The organism is Microbacterium sp. As-52 (assembly GCF_049949185.1).
Taxonomy (GTDB): domain Bacteria; phylum Actinomycetota; class Actinomycetes; order Actinomycetales; family Microbacteriaceae; genus Microbacterium; species Microbacterium maritypicum_A.
This window is the reverse complement of record NZ_CP188171.1, coordinates 535,439-556,573: the sequence shown is the minus strand read 5'-3', so window position 1 is coordinate 556,573 and position 21,135 is coordinate 535,439. Positions and strand designations below refer to the sequence as shown.

At 68.5% G+C, this 21,135-nt stretch carries 19 protein-coding genes; 12 read left to right on the top strand and 7 right to left on the bottom strand.

Annotated elements, in window-relative coordinates; genetic code table 11:
- Nucleotides 1–43 precede the first annotated feature (43 nt).
- Nucleotides 44–682: a Maf family protein gene (locus ACLFA2_RS02715; protein ID WP_031207282.1), complete on the bottom strand. Its 639-nt coding sequence runs from the start codon at nucleotides 680–682 to the stop codon at nucleotides 44–46.
- A gap of 23 nt (nucleotides 683–705) precedes the next feature.
- Between ACLFA2_RS02715 and ACLFA2_RS02710 the strand changes: the two genes are divergently transcribed.
- The 5 genes from ACLFA2_RS02710 to ACLFA2_RS02690 all read left to right on the top strand — a co-directional run bounded on the left by ACLFA2_RS02710 (nucleotide 706) and on the right by ACLFA2_RS02690 (nucleotide 6,418).
- Nucleotides 706–1,950 carry a class I SAM-dependent RNA methyltransferase gene (locus ACLFA2_RS02710; protein WP_021199685.1) on the top strand — a complete coding sequence of 415 codons (1,245 nt, stop codon included), beginning with the start codon at nucleotides 706–708 and terminating at the stop codon, nucleotides 1,948–1,950.
- 41 nt (nucleotides 1,951–1,991) lie between these two features.
- The gene (locus ACLFA2_RS02705; RefSeq protein ID WP_021199684.1) at nucleotides 1,992–2,651 is read left to right on the top strand and encodes a response regulator transcription factor; all 660 of its coding nucleotides are present in this window, start codon (nucleotides 1,992–1,994) and stop codon (nucleotides 2,649–2,651) included.
- The gene (locus ACLFA2_RS02700; RefSeq protein WP_021199683.1) at nucleotides 2,641–3,876 is read left to right on the top strand and encodes an ATP-binding protein; all 1,236 of its coding nucleotides are present in this window, start codon (nucleotides 2,641–2,643) and stop codon (nucleotides 3,874–3,876) included. The genes ACLFA2_RS02705 and ACLFA2_RS02700 overlap by 11 nt, the downstream gene beginning before the upstream one ends.
- Complete coding sequence (locus ACLFA2_RS02695) at nucleotides 3,873–4,865, top strand: hypothetical protein (protein ID WP_231479847.1); 993 nt, start codon at nucleotides 3,873–3,875, stop codon at nucleotides 4,863–4,865. Before ACLFA2_RS02700 ends, ACLFA2_RS02695 begins: the two co-directional genes overlap by 4 nt.
- Nucleotides 4,866–5,218: 353 nt before the next feature.
- A complete protein-coding gene (locus tag ACLFA2_RS02690; RefSeq protein WP_021199681.1) occupies nucleotides 5,219–6,418 on the top strand; it encodes an ROK family transcriptional regulator in 1,200 nt (399 codons plus the stop codon).
- Between the two features lie 341 nt (nucleotides 6,419–6,759).
- On the opposite strand, the gene ACLFA2_RS02685 is transcribed toward ACLFA2_RS02690, so the two are convergent.
- The 4 genes from ACLFA2_RS02685 to ACLFA2_RS02670 all read right to left on the bottom strand — a co-directional run bounded on the left by ACLFA2_RS02685 (nucleotide 6,760) and on the right by ACLFA2_RS02670 (nucleotide 10,383).
- A complete protein-coding gene (locus tag ACLFA2_RS02685) occupies nucleotides 6,760–6,954 on the bottom strand; it encodes an acyl-CoA carboxylase subunit epsilon (RefSeq protein WP_036331215.1) in 195 nt (64 codons plus the stop codon).
- A gap of 47 nt (nucleotides 6,955–7,001) precedes the next feature.
- Nucleotides 7,002–8,591, bottom strand: coding sequence for an acyl-CoA carboxylase subunit beta (locus ACLFA2_RS02680; RefSeq protein WP_373695513.1), 1,590 nt, complete (start codon nucleotides 8,589–8,591; stop codon nucleotides 7,002–7,004).
- 81 nt (nucleotides 8,592–8,672) lie between these two features.
- Nucleotides 8,673–9,611: a hypothetical protein gene (locus ACLFA2_RS02675; protein WP_401125256.1), complete on the bottom strand. Its 939-nt coding sequence runs from the start codon at nucleotides 9,609–9,611 to the stop codon at nucleotides 8,673–8,675.
- Nucleotides 9,612–9,690: 79 nt separating this feature from the next.
- Nucleotides 9,691–10,383 (bottom strand): NTP transferase domain-containing protein, encoded by a 693-nt coding sequence (locus ACLFA2_RS02670; RefSeq protein WP_017828502.1) that lies wholly within the window; start codon nucleotides 10,381–10,383, stop codon nucleotides 9,691–9,693.
- Nucleotides 10,384–10,632: 249 nt separating this feature from the next.
- On the opposite strand from ACLFA2_RS02670, the gene ACLFA2_RS02665 reads away from it, so the two are divergent.
- The 3 genes from ACLFA2_RS02665 to ACLFA2_RS02655 are packed head-to-tail and all read left to right on the top strand — an operon-like array spanning nucleotide 10,633 to nucleotide 14,373.
- Nucleotides 10,633–12,525 carry an ATP-binding cassette domain-containing protein gene (locus tag ACLFA2_RS02665; RefSeq protein WP_426621996.1) on the top strand — a complete coding sequence of 631 codons (1,893 nt, stop codon included), beginning with the start codon at nucleotides 10,633–10,635 and terminating at the stop codon, nucleotides 12,523–12,525.
- Complete coding sequence (locus ACLFA2_RS02660; protein ID WP_426621995.1) at nucleotides 12,501–14,066, top strand: hypothetical protein; 1,566 nt, start codon at nucleotides 12,501–12,503, stop codon at nucleotides 14,064–14,066. The genes ACLFA2_RS02665 and ACLFA2_RS02660 overlap by 25 nt, the downstream gene beginning before the upstream one ends.
- 40 nt (nucleotides 14,067–14,106) lie before the next feature.
- Nucleotides 14,107–14,373 (top strand): DUF3039 domain-containing protein, encoded by a 267-nt coding sequence (locus ACLFA2_RS02655; protein WP_026049764.1) that lies wholly within the window; start codon nucleotides 14,107–14,109, stop codon nucleotides 14,371–14,373.
- Between the two features lie 2 nt (nucleotides 14,374–14,375).
- Here the strand turns inward: ACLFA2_RS02655 and ACLFA2_RS02650 are convergent, their stop codons facing one another.
- The gene (locus ACLFA2_RS02650; RefSeq protein WP_426621994.1) at nucleotides 14,376–15,701 is read right to left on the bottom strand and encodes a nicotinate phosphoribosyltransferase; all 1,326 of its coding nucleotides are present in this window, start codon (nucleotides 15,699–15,701) and stop codon (nucleotides 14,376–14,378) included.
- A gap of 63 nt (nucleotides 15,702–15,764) precedes the next feature.
- On the opposite strand from ACLFA2_RS02650, the gene murI reads away from it, so the two are divergent.
- From murI to ACLFA2_RS02630, 4 genes are all read left to right on the top strand, one after another.
- Nucleotides 15,765–16,595, top strand: coding sequence for a glutamate racemase (murI, locus tag ACLFA2_RS02645; protein ID WP_021199673.1), 831 nt, complete (start codon nucleotides 15,765–15,767; stop codon nucleotides 16,593–16,595).
- Nucleotides 16,596–16,647: 52 nt separating this feature from the next.
- Nucleotides 16,648–17,385 (top strand): ribonuclease PH, encoded by a 738-nt coding sequence (rph, locus tag ACLFA2_RS02640; protein ID WP_167253438.1) that lies wholly within the window; start codon nucleotides 16,648–16,650, stop codon nucleotides 17,383–17,385.
- Complete coding sequence (gene rdgB, locus ACLFA2_RS02635) at nucleotides 17,382–17,981, top strand: RdgB/HAM1 family non-canonical purine NTP pyrophosphatase (RefSeq protein WP_315070287.1); 600 nt, start codon at nucleotides 17,382–17,384, stop codon at nucleotides 17,979–17,981. The genes rph and rdgB overlap by 4 nt, the downstream gene beginning before the upstream one ends.
- A gap of 103 nt (nucleotides 17,982–18,084) precedes the next feature.
- A complete protein-coding gene (locus ACLFA2_RS02630; protein ID WP_021199670.1) occupies nucleotides 18,085–19,005 on the top strand; it encodes a cation diffusion facilitator family transporter in 921 nt (306 codons plus the stop codon).
- Nucleotides 19,006–19,022: 17 nt separating this feature from the next.
- Here ACLFA2_RS02630 and ligD read toward each other — a convergent pair whose 3' ends face one another.
- On the bottom strand, nucleotides 19,023–20,984 hold the full coding sequence (ligD, locus tag ACLFA2_RS02625) for a non-homologous end-joining DNA ligase (RefSeq protein WP_426621993.1): 1,962 nt from the start codon (nucleotides 20,982–20,984) through the stop codon (nucleotides 19,023–19,025).
- Between the last annotated feature and the right edge of the window lie 151 nt (nucleotides 20,985–21,135).

Below are 21,135 nucleotides of genomic sequence, written 5' to 3'. Positions count from 1 at the left end.
TGACGACTCCCCACAAGAAAGTCGGGAAAACGTGGAGGGGAGTCTACGACCAGAGGTCGGTCCAACGGACACCGAGCTCGGTGGCGAGACGGCGGACGGTCGACAGGGACATGCCGACGACCGTCGAAGGATCGCCGTCCACACGGGTGATGAACGCCCCGCCCAGGCTGTCGACGGTGAAGGCTCCCGCCACGAGGAGCGGCTCTCCGGAGGCGACGTACGCGGCGATCTCGGCGTCGCTCACGTCGTCGGCGAACGTCACGGCGGCCGCGGCGACCGCGGTGGCCTCTTTGGGTTCGGCGTCGGGGGAGACCCGGAACACCGAGTGCCCGGAATGCAGGATGCCGGTCTCGCCGCGCATCTCCTGCCAGCGCCTGGTCGCCTCCTCGGCGGTGTACGGCTTGCCGTAGACCCGCCCGCCGAGCGCGAACATCGAATCCCCGCCGATCACCAGGCCGTCGAAGGTCCCGTCCGCAGCGAGGCTCCGTGCGACGGCGGCCGCCTTCGCGCGGGCGAGCAGAAGCACCAGTTCCTCGGGCGCGAGGGGGGCGCCCCTCTTCTCCTCCTCGGCGGCAGCGACCGCATCCTCATCGACGTCGGGCGACACCGTGAGCGGTTCGATTCCCGCCTGCCGGAGCAGCATGAGGCGGGCGGGCGAGGTGGAGGCGAGGCAGACGCGCATGTCCACCACCGTATCCTCGAAGAATGACTTCCTCCCCAGCCGACGTGCTCGAACTCGACATCACCGGCATCGCGCACGGGGGCACGTTCATCGCCCGCCACGAGGGACGCGTGGTCTTCGTCTCCGACGCGATCCCCGGAGAGCGGGTCCGGGCCCGGGTGATCGCCCCGCAGGAGGGGGCGGACGCCTCGACCCGCAGCTTCTGGCGGGCCGAGACCATCGAGGTGCTGGAGGCGTCGGAGCACCGTCGCCCGCACGTGTGGGCGGAAGCCGACGTGTCGCGGGACCCGGCCGACCGCCCCGGTGGCGCCGACCTCGGCCATATCGACATCGACCACCAGCGTGAGCTCAAGCAGCGCGTGCTGACCGAGGCGCTGGAGCGTTTCGCAGGCAGCGGTCTGGTCGCCCCCGAGATCGAGTCGGTGGAATCGGGCGACGGTCTCGGATGGCGCACACGCGTCACCCTGCATGTCGACGACACGGGAGTCGCCGGTCCGTTCGCCGCACGCAGCCACCGCGTCGTCCCCGTGACCTCGCATCCGCTGGCCAGGCCCGCGATCGCCGAAGCGGCGCTCGCGCTGCAGGGCGAGGCCCCCGGCCGCATCGAACTCGTCGAGCCCGCCGACGGCACGGTGCGCGTCATCCGACGTGAGGAGACCGAGCGCGCCCCCCGCGTGCAGCGTGGGTTCCGCAAGCGTCCCACTCCCGAGGTGATCCACGAGATGGTCAACGACCGTCGATTCGAGGTCGACGCCACGGGCTTCTGGCAGGTGCACCCGCGTGCGGCCTCCGTGCTCGACGCCGCGGTCTACGGAATCCTCGACGGACATGTCGACGACCAGAAGACGCACTACGACCTGTATGGAGGGGTCGGACTGTTCGCCGCGACGCTCGCCGATCTCGGCGGGACCGACATCGTGACGGTCGAGTCCAGTGCACGCGCCACTGCGCACGCCGCCGCGAATCTCGCGCCGCTCGAAGTGAACGCCGTGACGGCGCGCGTCGATCGCTTCCTGGCGACGCAGAAGAGCGGGCGCACGGGCGCCGTCGTGCTCGACCCGCCCCGCGCCGGTGCCGGTCGGCAGGTCGTCGAAGCGGTGCACGCACTCGCGCCGGAGGCCATCGCGTACGTCGCGTGCGACCCCGTGGCACTCGCCCGGGATCTCGGCACCTTCCGCACCCTCGGTTGGAACGTCGACCGACTTCGGGGCTTCGATCTGTTCCCGCACTCGCACCACTTCGAAGTCGTCGCGCTGCTCACACGATGAGCGATCCGCGGCTTCTCGGGGGGACTCAGTAGGCTGAGGGGATGAGCACGGTCGCACTCATCGACGATCACGAGTCCGTTCGCCTCGGCCTCGAGGCCGCGTGCGCGCGTGATTCGCAGACCGTGGTCTTCTCCGGGAGCACGGTGGTCTCCTACCTCGAATGGCGCAAAGCCACCGCGGCCGCACCTGCCGAGGTGGTCGTCCTCGACCTCACCCTCGGCGACGGCACGACCGTGACCGAGAACGTGACCTCGCTGGTCAACGACGGCGCGAGCGTCGTGATCCACAGCGTCGCCGATCGGCCGGCAGCCGTGCGCGAGGCGCTCGCCGCCGGGGCCGCCGGCGTGGTGAGCAAGTCCTCCGCCCTCGACGACGTGCTCGACGCGATCCGCACGGTGGCGCAAGGCGAGGCTCTCAACAACGTCGAATGGGCGAGCGCGGTCGAGGGAGACCGGGCGTTCGCCGATGCGCAGCTCGCCACGCGCGAACGCGAGGTGCTCCGTCTGTATGCGACGGGGCTGCCGTTGAAGGCCGTCGCCGAGAAGCTGGGTGTCGCCTACTCCACGGCCAAGGAGAACATCACCCGCATCCGCGTGAAGTACGTCGAGGTCGGGCGTCCGGCGCCGACGAAGGTCGATCTGCTGCGCCGGGCGATGGAAGACGGGATCGTCACGGCTGACGAGGCACCCGGTGGCCGCTGAGCCGCTCAGCATCCGCGACGCGTGGAGCAAGATCCCCTCTCCGGGGAGCACGGAGACGGCGTACGAGCGCTTCACCGGCACACGCATGGAGCGGATCCTCGCGATCGTCGTCGCGATCGGCTCGGCGGTTCTCGGCGCGCAGGCGCTGATCTCTGCGATGGCGTCGCTCTCGCACGCGGATCCTGCGCACGTCGTCACCCTGATCGTGGTGTTCGTGCCGTTGGCTGCGATGCTGGTCGCTTGTCTGGTGGGCCGGGGGGTGCGCACCTTCTCCGGTATCTTCGCCGTGGTCTACGTCCTCGCGCTCGCCGCCTGGCCGACGATCGTCGACCCGTCGGACAAGGGCGCCGGCGAGCAGCCCTGGATCTTCTTCCTGGTCAATGTCGGCGTGGTCGCGGCGATGCTCGCGTTCCCGTTGCCGCTCCAGTTCGCCTGGGCGGCGGGGATGCCGTTCGTCTACGGCTACGTGCGGCTCGTCCAGGGGGAGTTCTCGCGCGAGTTCTGGGTGACGACCGCGTTCGACGTGTCGTTCACCCTCATCCTCGGGGTCGTCATCATCTCCCTGGGCTGGATGTTCCGTTCCGTCGCCGCCGGTGTGGACGAGGCCAGGGGACAGGCGGTGGCGTCGTACTCGACAGCGGCTGCGGCGGCCGCCGCGGAGGAGGAGCGGGCGACGATGTCGGCACTGATGCATGACAGCGTCCTCGCCGCGCTGATCGCCGCGGAGCGGGCTGAGGGGGAGCGTGCCGAAGAGCTCGCCGTCGCCATGGCCCGGGAGGCGCTCACTCGCCTCGCCAATACCGAAGCGGCCGTCGCGCAGGAGGGCAGTGACGAGCCGGTGGGCACGGCGCAGATCGTCGTGGAGCTGCGCAGAGCCCTGTCCGAGCTCGGCGCTGATGCGATCGTCGAGGAGCGCGGCGGCATCGGCCTCATACCCGGGCGGGCCGCTCGCGCACTCGTGCTCGCCGCGCGGCAGGCGATCGGCAACGCCGTGTCCCACGCCAACGGTCGTGGACTCCACATCATCGTCGAGGGGCACGGCGACGAGGGGATCGGCGTGACGGTTTCGGACACCGGCGGCGGCTTCGACGTGGCGTCGATCGGTGCCGACCGTCTCGGGATCCGGGCGTCGATCTTCGCACGTATGGCGGGCGTCGCCGGCACGGCCGACATCGTCTCCGACGCGCACGGCACGACCGTGACGCTGGGATGGGAGCGCGCGTGAACCGCACCGTGCGCAGCGTCGCCACCTCTCTCGCCGTCGGCTTCGCCCTGTACTTCGTCGCACGGGGGATCTGGTGGATCGAGCAGCCAACCGCTCCGCTGCTCATGGTCCTCGCCATCGGCCTGTATCTCGTGGTCGTGAACATCGCCATCCTCGGCGACGGCTCCTCGGTGCGGATGCCGACGTGGTCGGCGGTCCTCGCGCTGCTCGCGAGCATGGCGATTCCCGTGCTCGTGACCTTCTCGCTCGAGCCGGCGGATCGTACCGCCCCGTTCGCGACCTGGTACATCGGGGCGCTCGGACTGCTCGCGGTCGTGTGTGTGGTGCGTCGGCGGTCTCTGATCGGCTGGCTCGTGTTGGCGGTGCTCGTCCTGGCCGCGTCGGTGGCTCTGGGGTTCGTCGTGGCCCTCAACCTGGGGCTGGTCGGCTCGATCATGTGGGTGGCCGTCGCTCGACTCCTCGTGATGTTCTGGGATCGTGCGGTGCGCGACACCGAGCGCCTCGCCGAGATCCAGCAGGCGGTGTCCGCGTGGCATGCCACGCAGCGGGTGCGTCAGCGCGAGAGGCGTCTGCGCACGCAGTTCGCTCTGGCTGTCGCCGGTCCGGTGCTCAGCAGAGTGGTCGCGGCGCGAGGCGTGTTGAACGATCAGGAACGTCTGGACGCGCGGCTCGCCGAGGGCAGGCTGCGCGACGAACTGCGCGGCGCCGACCTCCTCAACGACGCGGTACGCAACGCGATCGAAGCTGCCCGACGGCGTGGAGTGGTCGTGACCGTCTTCGATGAGGGCGGGTTCGACGGCATAGACGAGTCCCGTCGCAAGGCGATCAGGGACGAACTGGCGGTCGTGCTGAGTCATGCACAGACATCTCGGCTCATCATCCGCTCGGGGCGGGACCCGCGTGTCGCCGTGACGGTGGTGGGCCGCGCGGGCACCCGCTCCTCGGGTGATGACGACGCGGTCGACCTCTGGCACGAGATTCCGCGCTGACGGAAGAACTTTCGGCAGGACCGGTGAGCGACCTCGGCTCCGTCCTCGGCCCCGGCCTGGGGAGGTGACCGGAGTCGAGGATGTGAGAGTGGGAGAGGGGCGGCGAATCCGCCTGCCCCTCTCCGTGCGGACAGTTACCCGAAAACCATCCGCTGGTGGCCGATCAGCGTCTGTCTACCCTGGGACAGAGAGACCAGCCGAACGCGAAGCGTCCTCTTCAGTCTGAGGGGTTCCGCAAACATTGTCTGTAGGTATTTTGGGGGACAAGATTCGGCATTTCGGGGGACACGATTTTCCCGTCGATGGGGGATCATTGGACGATGGGAACGCGTCGTGGCACCAATCTTCCGCGTATGGGCGACTTCAACCAGTCCGTGATCCTGGAGGCGATCCGCCAATCAGGCGAGGGGTTGAGCAGGATCGAGCTGTCGACCGCGACCCGGCTGTCGGCGCAGACCGTCACCAACATCACTCGGCGACTGCTCGATGACGGCTTCATCCGAGAGGCCGGCCGCACGATCAATGGACCGGGCAAGCCGCGCGTGACCCTGCGGCTCGTCGCCGACAGCCGCTTCGCGGTCGGCGTGCACCTCGATCCCGCCCTGATGACGTTCGTGCTGCTCGACCTGTCCGGCGCCATCGTCAGACGCCGGAGTGTGCGCACGCCGGCCGATGATCCGCTCCGGATCGTGGAGGCCATGGCGGAGACGATCGATGCCCTGATCGCGGAGTCCGGTGTGGATCGTTCGCGGATCGCAGGGGTGGGAGTCGCGGCTCCCGGTCCGCTCGACGCCGAGAAGGGCACGGTCATCGACCCGCCGAAGCTCGCCGGGTGGCATCGTGTGCCGCTGCGCGCGGTGCTGGCGGAGATGACGGCGATGCCGGTGGTGCTCGAGAAGGACACGACGTCGGCCGCGGTCGGAGAGCTGTGGACACGACGCGAGTCGGCCGACGACTCCTTCGTGTTCGTCTACCTGGGGATCGGCATCGGCGCCGCCCTGGCGAGAGACGGCGAGGCGGTCCGCGGGAGCACACGCAACATCGGCGAGGTCGGGCACATCATCGTCGACCCCGACGGGCCCTCATGCTGGTGCGGGTCCCGAGGGTGCGTGGAGGTCGTCTGCACCCCGCAGGCGATCGTCGAACGGGCTGAGCGCGCGGGAGTGTTCGACGACGCCCACCAGGCGTCCGATGCTGCGGCAGTCGATGCGAGATTCAGCCGACTGTGCGAGTACGCAGCGGACGGGAATGCCGCGGCGGTCGAGGTTCTGCGACAGGCAGCGGCACACATCGCGGTGCTGACGGCGGCTCTGACGAACATGCTCGATGTGGATCGGGTCGTGTTCGGAGGCCCTTTCTGGTCACGGCTCGCCGATGTGTACCTCCGAGAGGTTCCCGGCAGGCTCGATCACGCGAGTGCGACCCGCGCGGTGCGCACTCTCCCCGTCGATGGCACCGTCGTCGGGGACGACGTCGGTGCCGTGGGGGCCGCGTGCGTCGTGCTCGATTCCGTTCTCAGCCCTCGCGCCTCCGACCTGTTGCTCGAGAGCTGATCTCCGGACCCTACGCCGTCCGGCAGCGGTCGAGGTCGCGGGTTTGCGACTATAAGTCTATTCGATGTAGTATTTGGCGTTCCCCCAACGATCAGACCAGGGGAATCCACCGTCTCCCCGTGCGCTCGGCACCGTCGCACGTCGAGAAAGCGATTCCGGTCTGAGCCGGGGTGGACGCCCGACCCTTCACGGGAAGGGTGAGGCGGCAGCGGGGAACGTCGCCGAGCGGGGCTCTGGGGGTCCTGCGACGATCGTCTGCGTGATTCGTGAAGCGGAGGGTTCTCGGATCACGCAGACGCACTCTTACGTCACCGGAGGCGACGCATGATGCTCCGCAGCTGTCAGCCCGCGAAACGTCCCCACGGGATGTCGCGCCGCAGCGGACGGCGGAGCGGACGCTGTGTCCGCGTCCACGCCGATACAGACGGCTCCTCGGCGACGGCATCCGCCGCCTCGGTCGCGTAGGCCTCGCTGATCACGGCGATGAGGGCGGCGAGTTCTTCTTCCGTAGCCGTCCCGCGCATGATGTCGAGCATCGGCGCCTCCGAACTCGAAGCACCGTGGTCCTGCGTGTCATGCCCGGTCACAGCGGGATGTTCCCGTGCTTCTTCGGGGGCAGCTCGGCACGCTTGCCACGCAGCGCGCGCAGCGCCTTCGCAATCGAGACGCGGGTGTTGGCCGGCTCGATGATCCCGTCGAGCTCGCCGCGCTCTGCCGCGAGGAACGGGGAGGCCACGTTGTAGGTGTACTCGTTCGCGAGTCGGGTGCGGACGGCCGCGACGTCCTCGCCGGCCTCCTCCGCCTTCTTGATCTCGCCCCGATACAGGATGTTGACCGCGCCCTGGCCGCCCATCACCGCGATCTCGGCCGTCGGCCATGCGAGGTTCACGTCGGCGCCGAGCTGCTTCGAGCCCATCACGATGTAGGCACCGCCGTAGGCCTTGCGCAGGATGACGGTGACCAGCGGCACGGTCGCCTCGGCGTATGCATAGAGCAGTTTCGCACCGCGGCGGATGACGCCGGTCCACTCCTGATCGGTGCCGGGGAGGTAGCCGGGGACATCGACGAGCGTGACGATCGAGATCGAGAAGGCATCGCAGAAGCGTACGAAGCGGCTCGCCTTCTCGCCGGCTTCGATGTTTAGCGTGCCGGCCATCTGCGAAGGCTGGTTGGCGATGATGCCGACCGACCGGCCCTCGATGCGTCCGAAGCCGATCACGATGTTGGGCGCGAAGAGCGGCTGGACCTCGAGGAAGTCGCCTTCGTCGACCACGTGCTCGATGACGGTGTGGATGTCGTACGGCTGGTTGGTCGAGTCGGGGACGAGCGTGTTCAGCGCGCGGTCGGCGTCGGTCGTCTCGAACTCGAAGTTGCTCTCGTATGTGGGAAGCTCCGCCATGTTGTTGTCCGGCAGGAAGCTGAGGAGCGTGCGGGCGTAGTCGATCGCGTCGTCCTCGTCTTCGGCGAGATAGTGCGCGACGCCCGATCGGGTGTTGTGCGTGTAGGCGCCGCCGAGCTCTTCCATTCCGACGTCCTCGCCGGTGACCGTCTTGATCACGTCGGGGCCGGTCACGAACATCTGGCTGGTCTTGTCGACCATGATCACGAAGTCGGTGAGGGCGGGGGAGTACACCGCGCCGCCCGCAGCCGGCCCCATGATGATGGAGATCTGCGGGATCACTCCGGACGCGCGGGTGTTCAGGCGGAAGATCTCGCCGTACTTGCCGAGGGCGACGACGCCTTCCTGGATGCGTGCGCCCCCCGAGTCGAGGATCCCGATGCAGGGCATCCCGCCGGCGAGGGCGAACTCCATGATCTTGATGATCTTCTCGCCGGCGACTTCGCCGAGCGAGCCGCCGAAGGTGGAGAAGTCCTGCGAGTACACCGCGACCGTGCGGCCGTTGATCGTGCCGACGCCGGTGACGACCGAGTCGCCGTACGGTCGCGAACGATCCATGCCGAAGGCCGTGGTGCGGTGGCGCACATACTCGTCGAACTCGACGAAGCTCCCGGGATCGACGAGCAGTTCGATGCGCTCGCGGGCGGTCATCTTGCCCTTCGCGTGCTGCTTCTCCTTCGCCTTCGCTTCCGCGTCGACGACGGCTTCTGTATAGCGAGCGCGCAGATCCGCGATCTTGCCGGCGGTGGTAAAGAGGTCGGGCTTGTCCGTCACGGATTCCACCTTATCGTCGGCTCGCCTCCGGCTGTTGGATGCTCGCCACAACGGGTCGCCCGATCCTTTGGCGAAGTGCGCTCAGCCCTCGGGTTCACCGGACTCGAGCTCCGGGTCGGTCTTGGGGCGGCGGCCGATCGAGCGGGCCTTGCGTCCCGCCCACTCCACCCCGCGCACGGTCGTGCCGGCCGCTCCCGCGACCGCGTTGCCCGCGTAGCGGGCACCTCGCAGCATCCGCAGCTCCAGCTTCTCGGCGCCGGGCACGGGTTCCAACTCGAGGGGAAGGTCCATCGGGGCGGCACCGAAGGCCTTGTGGGACGTCGTCAGCACGCGACGGCCGAGGATGTTGTTCCCCGCGCCTCCGATCGCAGCGCCGATGCCGAACGGGAGTGCCTTGCCGATGACCGAAGCGCCGCCCTTCGCCGCGAACTGCTTCACGAACATGCTCTTGAGCTGATCGACGAGGGGGCCGACCGCGGCGCGGGGGAGCGACTTCGTGACGAGCTCGCCCCAGTACGACGATCTGCTTCCTCCACGCCCGGCCACCTGACCGGCGAGCTGTCCGACGAGGTCGACGCCCTCTTTGCCGAGCATCAGCGTCATCACCAGCGCTCTGGCACGATCCGGGTTCGCGACCGCGATCCCGTGCACCTCGGCGACCGACTGCGCGAAAAGAGCGGTGGACTCCACGAAGCCGACCGTTTCCACGCCGGAGAGCGCGAGCGTGATGCCGGTGCCGATCCCGGGGACGACCGCCGTCGCGCCGACCGCCGCTCCGCCCGTCGTCACGGCTGCGAGGTAGCGACGCTCCAGGATGCGGATGATCTCCGCAGGCGATGCCTGCGGATTGCGCAGGCGGATGCTCCGGATGTGCGCCAGGACGAGCGGGCGCTGGATCGACAGCACCCGGTCGAGGCCGCGCACCATCATCGGGTGCTCCGCCGATCCGGCAGGGGGCACGCCCTTGTCCCACGGAGCGTCGTCCGGGAGCGAATGGATCTTGTGCACCTTGGGGGCCATGGTGCGATCCTATGGAGCCCGCCCGCGAAAACGCCGAAAGCCCGGCCCCTCTGCGAGGCCGGGCTTTCGAGTAGAGCGATCAGACGAAGAGGTTCGCACGCTCCAGGTCTTCCGCGAAATCGACCTCGACCGCGTACAGGTCGGACACGTCCATCGGCTCGAGCAGCAGGCCGTCCTCGGCGATCGCGAGTTCGAGCCCGCGCTCGAAGTAGTCCTGGTCCTCGACGCGCTGCAGCTGACGCATGAACGCCTTCTTGTGCGCGGAGGAGATGTAGTTGATTCCCACGGCCTCGCCGAGTCCGCCCTTGACGGTCTTGGACAGCTCGTTGATGAAGCCCTCGGCCGTGACCGTGTACTTCACCTCTTCGTCGCTGACCTTGGAGGTGTTCACCGTGACGAACGACTGGTCGCGCTCGATGTACTCGAGTGCGCGGCCGAGGATCATCGGGTCGAAGACGACATCGCCGTTCATCCAGAGAACTCCGCCGCGACCGGTCGCGCCCAGGGCGCGCAGGAGGCTCTTCGAGGTGTTGGTCTCGTCATAACGCTCGTTGTGGACGTAGTTGACCTGCGGGAACGCGTCGATGATGGTCTCGGCGCGGTAGCCGACGACGGTGGTGATGCGGGCGTCCGAACCGAATGCGGCGCGGATGTTGTCGTGCTGCTGGCCCATGATCGTGCGGCCGTCGCTCAGTTCGGTGAGCGGCTTCGGCAGCGCGCGGCCGAGGCGCGAGCCCATTCCGGCGGCGAGGATGACGGTCTGAAGAGTCACGAGTGCTCCTAAAGGAAGTTGTGTTCACGGTCGATTAACCGACCAGACACTTCGTCGTGCCGCGTTCATGGTATCGATTCCGCCTGGGAAGCTCAGGGCCGGGAGGCCCCTGTTGTCATTTCGTGACCGACTACACACCGGATGCACAGGGTTCCGTCTCCCGTGCGATCGCGGCGGAAATGCGCGATTCGAGGGCAGTTTATTGCGCGGCGGCCTTGGCGTACAGGCACCCGTTGATACCGTAGGACGGTGACTGCCTCCCCTGACGACCGCACCGCCCAGGTGGACCAAACCGAGACCGCGCAAGAGAAGACGTCGGCGAAGCGCGCGCCGGCGAAGAAGCAGAGTCCGGACGCGGCATCCGCCGCCGAGAAGTCGGCGCGACCGCCCGCGGTGAAGAAGCCCGCCGTGAAGACGCCCGCCGCGAAGAAACCCGCGGTGAAGAAGCCTGCGAGCGCGAGCACCTCCGCGGGTTCGAAGGCCGGCAGTGCCGCGGTGTCGAAGTCGTCGGCTGGGAAGTCGTCGGCAGCGACGTCCGGGACGCAGGCTGCTGCCGAGAAAGCGGCTCCCAGTGCGGATGTCGTGGTCGAGCCGCTCGTTAAGGCCGTCAACGGCTCGACGGCGAACCTCTCGTCGACCGCGAGCTCCGCCCGGAGCACCGCCGCGGCGCGCAATGCCGACGCGAAGGCCACGGCTGCGAAGACCACCGCGGCCAAGACGACGGCTGCGAGGACGACGGCTGCGAAGACGACGGCTGCGAAGACGACGGCTGCGAAGACGACGGCTGCGAAGACAGCGGCTGCGAAGACGACGGCTGCGAAGACAGCGGCTGCCAAGACGACAGCTGCGAAGACGACGGCAGCCAAGACGACGGCGGCGAAGGCCGCTGCATCCAAAGCGGCCGCGGCGAAGACCACGGCGCGCTCGGCTGCCGCGAAGACCACGGCCGCGAAGGCCACGGCCGCCAAGATGGCGGCCGCGAAGAAGGCGGCGGCGAAGAAGGCCGCAGAGGAGGCGAAGGCGGCCACGGAGACGGCGGTGACCGCACCCGAAGCTCCGTCCGTCGCGGCCGCTCCTCTTGCGGCCTCTCCCGTGCTCGAGACCGAACCGGTCGTCGAGACCGTTCCTCCGGCCGCATCCGCTGCGGCGCCGACCGGGTCTGTCGCGGAGCCTGCGCCCGCCGCCGAGCCTGCGCCCGTGCCCGCCTCGGAGTCGCCTCTCGCCGCGGAGCCTGTCGAGGAATCTGTCAGTGCGGAACTTCTCGAGACCGAAACGGCCGCCGGCGATCCGTCCGAGGCGGAGTCGATCGAGGTCATCCAGGCGATCGGGGACTCCGACGACGCAGCTTCCGACGCCGTGAAGCCCGATGAGGTCTTCTCCGCCGGCGAGGCGATCAGCATCCGCGGGCTCGTGAAGCAGTTCGGCGACAACCGTGCAGTCGACGGCATCGACCTGACCGTGCCCGCGGGGTCGTTCTACGGAATCGTCGGGCCCAACGGTGCCGGCAAGACCACGACGCTCTCGATCGTCGCCGGGCTTCTCCGCGCCGACGCGGGCAGCGTCGTCATCTGCGGTGTCGACCAGGCCAAGAAGCCGCTCGCGGCGAAGAGGCTGATGGGTGTGCTCCCCGATCGGTTGCGCACGTTCGACCGCCTCACCGGTCGGCAACTGCTCTACTACTACGGGTTGCTGCGCGGCCTCGCCGCGGATGTGATCGAGAAGCGCGCGGCCGACCTCGCTCGTGCCTTCGATCTGGGCGATGCCCTCGGCCGCGTGGTCTCGGACTACTCGGCCGGCATGACGAAGAAGATCATGCTCGCAGGGGCCATGATCCATTCGCCGCGCGTGCTGGTCCTCGATGAGCCGTTCGAGTCGGTGGACCCCGTCTCGTCGGCGGTCATCCTGGACATCCTCCGCGCCTATGTGTCGCACGGCGGCACGGTGATCCTCTCCAGCCACGGCATGGATCTCGTCGAACGCGTGTGTTCGCGCGTCGCGATCATCGTCGGCGGAGAAGTGCTCGCCGAGGGGACGATCGACGAGGTGCGCGCGGGTCAGACGCTCGAAGCGCGCTTCGTGGAACTCGCCGGCACCAGCGGAGAGGTGGAGGGGCTCGAGTGGCTGCACACGTTCTCCGACTGAGACTCGCGCTTCTTCTCGGTTCCCTGCGCGGCGACCGTCGGGTTCGATCGATCGTCTCGTTCGTCGCGGTGGTCGCGGTCACCGCCGCGGTGTGCGTCGCCGTGTTCAGCCTTGCCGCAGCCTCTGTACCGGTGGCCCGCGCGGTCACGGTGCTCGGTGGCGCGGCCCTTCTCATCGGATTCCTCGTCGGCCCGATCCTCGTCGGGGCCGTCGATCAGCTCGACCCGAGACGCTTCGCGGTCTTCGGCGTCGATGATCGCCAGATGCCCTGGGTGCTCGCACTGGCCGCCTTCGTCAGCGTGCCGAGCATGGCACTTCTCGCCGTCTACATCAGTGTCTGCATCGTCGCGATCGGAGCAGGCACGCCCTGGCCTCTGGCTGTGCTGGTGACGATCGCCGGTGTCCTGACAACGATGCTGGTCTCGCGGATCGGTATGGCCCTCAATGCACTGCTCCTTCCCGAGCGCCGCTCCCGCGAGCTCACGGCGCTGTTCGCACTCGCGCTGATCGTGGTCGCCTTCCCTGTCGCGGTCTTCTTCGGATCGCTTCGTTGGGACGGTCTCGTGCCCCCGTCTCTGGCGACCCTGTCGAGCGTGTTCGGCTACAGCCCGTTCGCTGCTGCCCCCGCCTTCCTCTTCGATTCCGCGGCCGGTGCGACCGCTTCCGCGTGGATCAGCGGTGTCATCGTGGTGCTCACCTTCGCTCTCCTCTGGATGGTGTGGACGTGGCTCGTCCGGCGTCTGCTGACCACGACCGAGCGTCCGGTCGCCTTGCGCGAGCGCACCGGACTCGGGTGGTTCGGGCTGCTGCCGTCGAACGCCTTCGGTGCGATCGCGGCGCGAAGCCTCGTGTATTGGCTTCGTGACCGTCGCTACATCATGAACATCATCGTCGTCCCCGTGGCCGGCGTGCTCTCGATGCTCCCGCTCGTCGTGGCCGGAGTCCCGTTGGAGATCGCCGCGCTCGTGCCCGTGCCGGTGATGGCGCTGTTCTTCGGGTGGCTGCCGCACAACGACGTCGCCTACGACTCGACGGCATTGTGGACCCACGTCGCGAGTGGCGTCCGGGGGCTTCCTGATCGTCTCGGGCGTCTCGTTCCTGTGCTGCTCGTCGCCATCCCCGTTCTCGCCATCGCGGTTCCGCTCTCACTCGCGCTGATCGGGGACTGGAGTCTGCTGCTGCCGTTGGGCGGCTTGGCGGCCAGTCTGCTGTTCTGCGCGCTCGGCGTCTCGAGCATCGTCTCGGTCGTGGCTCCGTATGCGGTCTCGCGGCCTGGTGACAGTCCGTTCCAGCAGCCGCAGCGACCGACCTCTCGCGGGGCGTACGGTCCTGCAGCGGCGTTGCTCGGCGCCATCGTGCTGAGCGTGCCGACCATCTGGTTGTTCGCAGCGACGATTCTCGACGGTTCGGCGTACGCTCCGGCGACCTTCTGGGTCGGGCTTCTCGTCGGTCTCGTGACCGCGGCAGCCGGAGCCGTCGTCGGCGGTCGCATCTTCGAGCGCAGTGGAGAGCGCCTGATGGAGTTCGTCGAGACCGCGTGAGGACCGCCCGCTGGGCGTTCGACGCCGCTAGACTCACGGGATGAGTACTCCGCTGGACAGCCCCGATCAGGGCGGCGTGGCAACGCTTGATCGCGAACTGGAAGAGCTCCTCCGCGAGGAGAATCTCGAACCGGGTGACCATGAGCGCTTCTCGCATTACGTGAAGAAGGACAAGATCCTCGAGTCCGCGATCACCGGCAAGCCGGTGCGCGCGCTGTGCGGCAAGAAGTGGACCCCGGGCCGTGACCCGGAGAAGTTCCCGATCTGCCCCACATGCAAGGAGATCTACGAGTCGATGATCGGCTGACCTCAGTCGGCTTCGAGATACACGGTGGGAATCGCCGGGTCGGACTTGCTGAGCGCGAGCGCACGTACCGGGAGCTCTTCGCGAACACGCAGATGATGAGCGCGTGCCGCTGCCGTGCCGTCGACTCCCTCGTACGAGGAGTCGATCTCGCCTGCCTCGACGAACGTCACCTGCAGCGGGCGGCCCTCGGGGTGCTCGGCCGCAGTGTCGAGATCTTCGAAGCCGTCCGACACGACGATCGTCTCTGCGGTGGCGACGCCGTCGACCAGTGTGCGGAACGCCGCTTTGCGTCCGCCATGCGATGCCTTGTCGGCGGACGCCTTCGCGACGCCGATCCAGGACCCCTCGGCATTTTGGCGCGCCACCAGCTTGTAGACCATGCTGGCGGTCGGATACCCGGACCCGGTGACGACCGAGGTTCCGACCCCGTAGGCGTCGACGGGCGAGGCGGCGAGGGCGGCGATCGCATACTCGTCGAGGTCGCTGGTCACGGTGATGCGTGTCGACGTCGCACCGAGTTCGTCGAGCTGCGCGCGGACATCGCCCGCGACGATCGGGAGGTCACCGGAATCGATCCGGACGCCGCCGAGCTCCGTGCCGGCGACGCGGATCGCCGTCTCGACACCCGTGCGGATGTCGTACGTGTCGACGAGCAGCGTCGTTCCGGTGCCCATGCTCGCGACCTGGGAGCGGAAGGCTTCCTCCTCTGTGTCGTGCAGCAGCGTCCAGGAGTGCGCGGCGGTGCCCATCGTGGGGATGCCCCAGCTTCGTCCGGCCTCGAGATTGCTGGTCGCCCCGAAACCGGCGATGTATGCGGCTCGGGCTGCGGCGACGGCCGAGCGCTCGGCGGCCCGGCGGGAGCCCATCTCGGCCAGCGGACGTTCGCCGGCGGCGATGCTCATGCGCGATGCGGCGGTGGCGACGGCGGAGTCGTGGTTGAGCACGCTCAGCGCGAGAGTCTCGAGCACCACCGCATCGGCGAACGTGCCCTCGACTGTGAGGATCGGAGAGCCCGGGAAGTACAGCTCGCCTTCGCGGTAGCCGCGGATGGATCCGGTGAACCGATAGTTCTCGAGGTGAGCGATGGACGCGGCATCCACGACGTTCTCGTCTCTGAGGAACCGCAGTTCGTCGTCGCCGAAGCGGAAGTCGCGCAAGAGGCCCAAAAGGCGGCCGGTGCCCGCGACGACACCGAAACGGCGGCCGCCGGACAACCGTCGGGAGAACAACTCGAAGACGCTGGGGCGGAACGCCGTCCCATCACGCAGGGAAGCGGCGAGCATCGTCAGCTCATAGCGGTCGGTGAGCAGCGCCGTCGACGTGGTCATGCGCTCAGTTTAGTGAGAGCGCCGATGCACGCGGCGGGTTCCGCGCGGGTAGGCTGGGGAGTCATGAACGACGCGCCGATCGGGATCTTCGACTCCGGTGTCGGCGGGCTCACGGTGGCGCGAGCCATCCGCGCCCAGCTGCCCCGGGAGTCGTTCGTCTACATCGGCGACACCGCGCACTCGCCGTATGGTCCGAAGCCCATCGCGGACGTGCGCCGCTACTCCCTCGAAGTGCTCGACACCTTGGTCGAGCAGGGCGTCAAGATGCTGGTGATCGCGTGCAACACCGCTTCCGCCGCCATGCTCCGCGACGCTCGCGAGCGCTACGACGTTCCGGTGGTCGAGGTGATCGGCCCCGCGGTGCGCCGCGCGGTCTCCACCACGCGCAACGGACGAGTCGGTGTGATCGGCACTGTCGGCACCATCGGTTCGCGCGCCTACCAGGACATGCTCGAGGTCAACGAGAGGCTGCAGGTGTTCACCGCCGCCTGCCCGCGCTTCGTCGAATTCGTCGAGGCCGGGATCACGGGTACCCCGGAGGTGCTCGCGGTCGCCGAGGAGTATCTCGCGCCCCTTCGAGACGCCGAGGTCGACACACTCGTGCTCGGCTGCACGCACTATCCGTTCCTTCGGGGCGCGATCAGCTACGTCATGGGAGAGGGCGTCACCCTCGTCTCCAGCGACGATGAGACGGCAGGCGACGTCTACCGCCAGCTCGTCCGGGGTGATCTGCTCGCGTCGCCGGATGCCACCGCCAGCTACGTGTACGAGGCCACCGGCGCCTCGACCGACGACTTCACCGCGCTGGCCAACCGCCTGATGGGCCGCGAGGTCCGGGACGTGCAACTGGTCCAGACCGGCGTGATCACCCTCCCCGAGATCGCTTTCGAGTAACCCGGATCGAGTCGCTCCGATTCGTTCCGCCATCCCGACCTGAAAGAAGCACATGTCCGAAATCGTCCGCGTCGACGGCCGCTCCACCGATCAGCTTCGTGAGATCACGATCGAGCGCGGTTGGAGCGCGCACGCCGAGGGATCGGCATTGATCAGCTTCGGCGGCACCAAGGTGCTGTGCACCGCCTCCTTCACCAACGGCGTCCCGCGCTGGCTGACCGGCAAGGGCAAGGGCTGGGTCACGGCCGAGTACTCCATGCTCCCGCGCGCCACGAACAGCCGGAACGACCGAGAGAGCGTCAAGGGCCGCATCGGCGGTCGCACCCACGAGATCTCGCGACTGATCGGGCGCGCGCTGCGGGCCGTCGTCGACACGAAGGCGCTCGGCGAGAACACGATCGTCATCGACTGCGACGTGCTGCAGGCCGATGGCGGCACGCGCACGGCGGCCATCACCGGCGCGTACGTGGCGCTCGCCGACGCGATCGAATGGGGCCGGGAGAAGAAGTTCATCGGCAAGAACTCCACGCCGCTGCTCGACTCGGTCGCGGCGGTGTCGGTCGGGATCATCGACGGCGAGCCCATGCTCGACCTGGCATATGTCGAGGACGTGCGCGCCGAGACCGACATGAACGTCGTGGTCACCGGCCGTGGGCTCTTCGTCGAGGTGCAGGGAACAGCCGAGGGCGCACCGTTCGACAAGCGGGAACTGGATGCGCTGCTCGAGCTCGGTCTGGCCGGATGCGCCGATCTGAAGGGCACGCAGATCGCCGCGTTGAAGGGGGAATGACGATGCGAGTCGTTCTCGCGACGCACAATCCGCACAAGGTCGCGGAGTTCCAACAGATCGTGGAGCAGACACGCCCCGACCTCGAGATCGTCGGCTACGACGGTCCGGAGCCGGTGGAAGACGGCGTGACGTTCGCCGAGAATGCGCTCATCAAGGCGCGAGCGGCCGCCGCTCACACAGGACTCGCTGCGCTCGCTGATGACTCCGGCATCTGCGTCGACGTGCTCGGCGGGTCACCGGGGGTGTTCTCCGCCTACTGGGCGGGGCAGAAGAAGGACGCGACGGCGAATCTCGAGCTGCTGCTCGACCAGCTGCACGACATCGCCGACCCCCACCGCTCCGCGCACTTCACCTCGACGATCGCCCTCGTGCTGCCGGACGGCCGGGAGCAGGTCGTGGAAGGACGCTGGCCGGGTCGCCTGGCGCATACGGCGTCGGGCGCCGGCGGCTTCGGGTACGACCCGATCTTCATCCCTGACGGCCAGCCGGCAGGGGAGGAGCGGTCGGTGGGTGAGTTCTCCTCCGATGAGAAGCAGGCGCAGTCGCACCGAGCGCGCGCCTTCGCGGAACTGGCTCCGCTGCTTGCCGCGCTCTGAGCACGGCGGCCGCGAGAAATCGCTGCTGAAGCTGAGAATCGTTACCCTTCCCGACTAGCCGGAACCCGCCTTCCGGCCCTCGATCCCGGTCTAGCCTGGGGGCATGCACGATCACGCACCCGCCCCCGGTGGCATCCGTTCCGCGAGCAGCAGACGCCTGCTCGCGATCTCGCTGTCCCTCACTGCGACGGTGATGCTCGTGCAGGTCGTCGGCGCACTGCTCTCCGGCTCTCTGGCGCTACTCGCCGATGCGGCGCACATGTTCACAGATGCGTCCGGTCTCGTGATCGCCCTCATCGCCGCCACCGTCGCCGCACGTCCGGCCGACGACCGGCGCACTTTCGGGTATCAGCGCGCCGAGGTGTTCGGCGCGCTGATCAACGCGGTGATCCTGATCGCCCTCGCGACCTGGGTCGCGATCGAGGGGATCGGGCGACTCATCAATCCGGGGGAGGTCGAGGTCGCCGGCGGGCTGATGCTGGTCGTCGCCGTGGTCGGGCTCCTCGCGAACGCGGTGTCGATGTGGCTGTTGAGTCGTGCGCAGCGCACCAGCATCAACGTGCGCGGTGCGTACCTCGAGGTGATGGGAGATCTGATCGGTTCCGTGGCGGTCATCGTGGCAGCCGCGGTCATCCTCATCACCGGATGGATGCCGGCCGACGCCATCGCCTCGCTGTTCATCGCGGCGATGATCATCCCCCGGGCCATCGCGCTGCTGCGGGAGGTGTTCTCGGTTCTCGCCGAGTCCGCGCCGAAGGGCACGGCGGTGAGCGAGATCCGTACCCACCTGCTCGGGTACGACGGTGTCGTCGGGGTGCACGACGTCCATGTCTGGCAGCTGACCCGCGGGGCCCCGGTGTTCACGGCCCACGTCAGCATCGACCCGGAGCTGTTCGCCGACGGACGCTCGTCGCAGCTGTTGACCGAGATGCAGGCATGCCTCGCCGACCACTTCGACGTGGCGCACTCGACCTTCCAGATCGAGCCTGCGGAACAGGCGGACTGCGAACCGCGACACGCCTGAGCGATCCGGTCCTGACCTCAGCTTTCGACGGCGATCTCGTGCGGGCTCTTGTCCGGGCGGAGCCCCCGCCAACGGGCATGGCGGAGCACTCCGTCGGGCGTCCAGTTCGCGAACTCGACCTCGCCCACGACTTCCGGACGCACCCACAGGGCGTCGGAGGCATCGGGCGCGGGGACGCCGTCGAGTGGGGCAGCGTCCACGCGCAGCGGATCGAGTCGTGCGAGCAGGTCGCGCAGTATTCGGTCGGTGAATCCGGTCCCCACACGTCCGACGTAGCGGAGACCGCCCGTTCCTCGGTCCGGATCGGGCACGGCGAGCAGCAGAGATCCGAGCGTGCTCTCCCTGTCGCCCTTCCCTGGCCGGATACCGACGATCACCGCCTCCTGCATCCGCGTGTGCTTCAGCTTCAGCCACGAGGGGGAGCGCTGCCCTGGCCGGTATCGCGACTGAGGATCCTTGACGACGACGCCCTCGAGTCCGAACTCCCTGCTCGCGGCGAGTGCCGCGTCCACGTCGTCGAACACGGGAGGGATCTGCACGGGGGCGTCGAGATCGTCGATCAGCTCCTCGAGCAGGGTCCTGCGTTCGCGCAGAGTCATACCGGTGAGGTCGTGTCCGTCGAGACGCAGCAGGTCGAACAGCATGTAGACGACGGGGGTGCGGACCACTTCGCGTTCGATCTCGCGTGGCCGGGTGAGGTGCATCCGGTTCTGGAGGAGGGAGAAGCTCGGCCGGCCGTGGGAGTCGAACGCGACGATCTCGCCGTCGACGACGGCATCCGCCACGGGGAGGAAGGGGGCGCCGTCAGCGGTGAGTTCGGGATACCGGGCCGTGATGTCCGTGCCGCGGCGCGCGTGCAGCAGCATGCGCCCGTCTGCCCAGGTGCCCATCGCACGGATGCCGTCCCACTTCACCTCGACCCACGAAGGGTCGCTCAGTGCACGTGCCACTCCGGGGGTGCCGTTCTCCGCGAGCATCGGCGCCATCGACGCCGTGGCCGGAGGGGCGACAGCGGCGCCAGGGGCGGGAGAGCTTCGGGGATATCGATGGGAGTGATGGGTCTTCGCGGGTTGCGGGAGCGGAGTCGTCGCCGGCGGGCGGAGCATCGCGAGCGGGTCGATTCCCGCGGCGGCTCGCGCGAGCACCTCGTCGAGGTCGAGCTGCGCGAGTTCCGGGGCGTCGAGTTCCTCCCACGTGCGAGGGGCCGCCACCCAGGGCTGTGCACGTCCGCGGAGGGAGTAGGGCGAGATGGTGGTCTTCTTGCCGTTGTTCTGGCTCCAGTCGAGGAACACCTTTCCCCCTCGGACCGCCTTCGCCATGACGCTGGTCGCGAGGTCCGGGTGATCGCTCTCGATCATCCGTGCGAGCTCCTTGACGACGGCGGAGACCTCGTCGCTCGTCTGCTCGCCGGGCAATGACGCGTAGAGGTGGATGCCCTTGCTTCCGCTGGTCACCGGCAGAGGGTCGAGCCCCATGCCGGACAGGATGACGCGCGCGATGCGAGCGACCTCGGCACACTGCGCCAGCCCCACGCCGGGGCCGGGATCGAGATCGAGGACGAGCCGATCGGGGTTGCCGGGAAGGCCCGCGGAGGAGAAGCGCCACTGCGGCACATGCAGCTCGATGGCGGCGACCTGCGCAAGCCACACGAGAGTCGGGATGTCCTGGACGAGGGGGTATTCCTTCGGACCGTCCGAGTGCTGGATCGCCTGTCGAGGAATCCACGAGGGTGCGCCCGGTTCGAGCTGTTTCGTGAAGAAGGCGTCGGCCGGGGCATCCGCGGTCCCGACGCCCTCGACCCAGCGTTTGCGCGTGACGGGGCGCCCGGCGAGGAGGGGGAGCAGGAGTGGAGCGATGGCCGTGTAGTAGGCGATGACCTCGCCCTTGGTGGTGCCGGTGGAGGGGTAGACGACTTTGTCGAGGTTCGTCACCCGCAGACGACGACCGTCGACCTGCACGATCTGCGCGTCTGCGACCATGGGGCCAGCGTAGTCAAGGCGCAGCATCGCCAGGGGTAGCGTCGCCAGGGGTAGCGCCGCCAGGGGTAGCGCCGTCAAGGGGCTGGCGCCGTCAAGGGGCTGGCGCCGTCAAGGGGCTGGCGCCGTCAAGGGGCTGGCGCCGTCAAGGGGC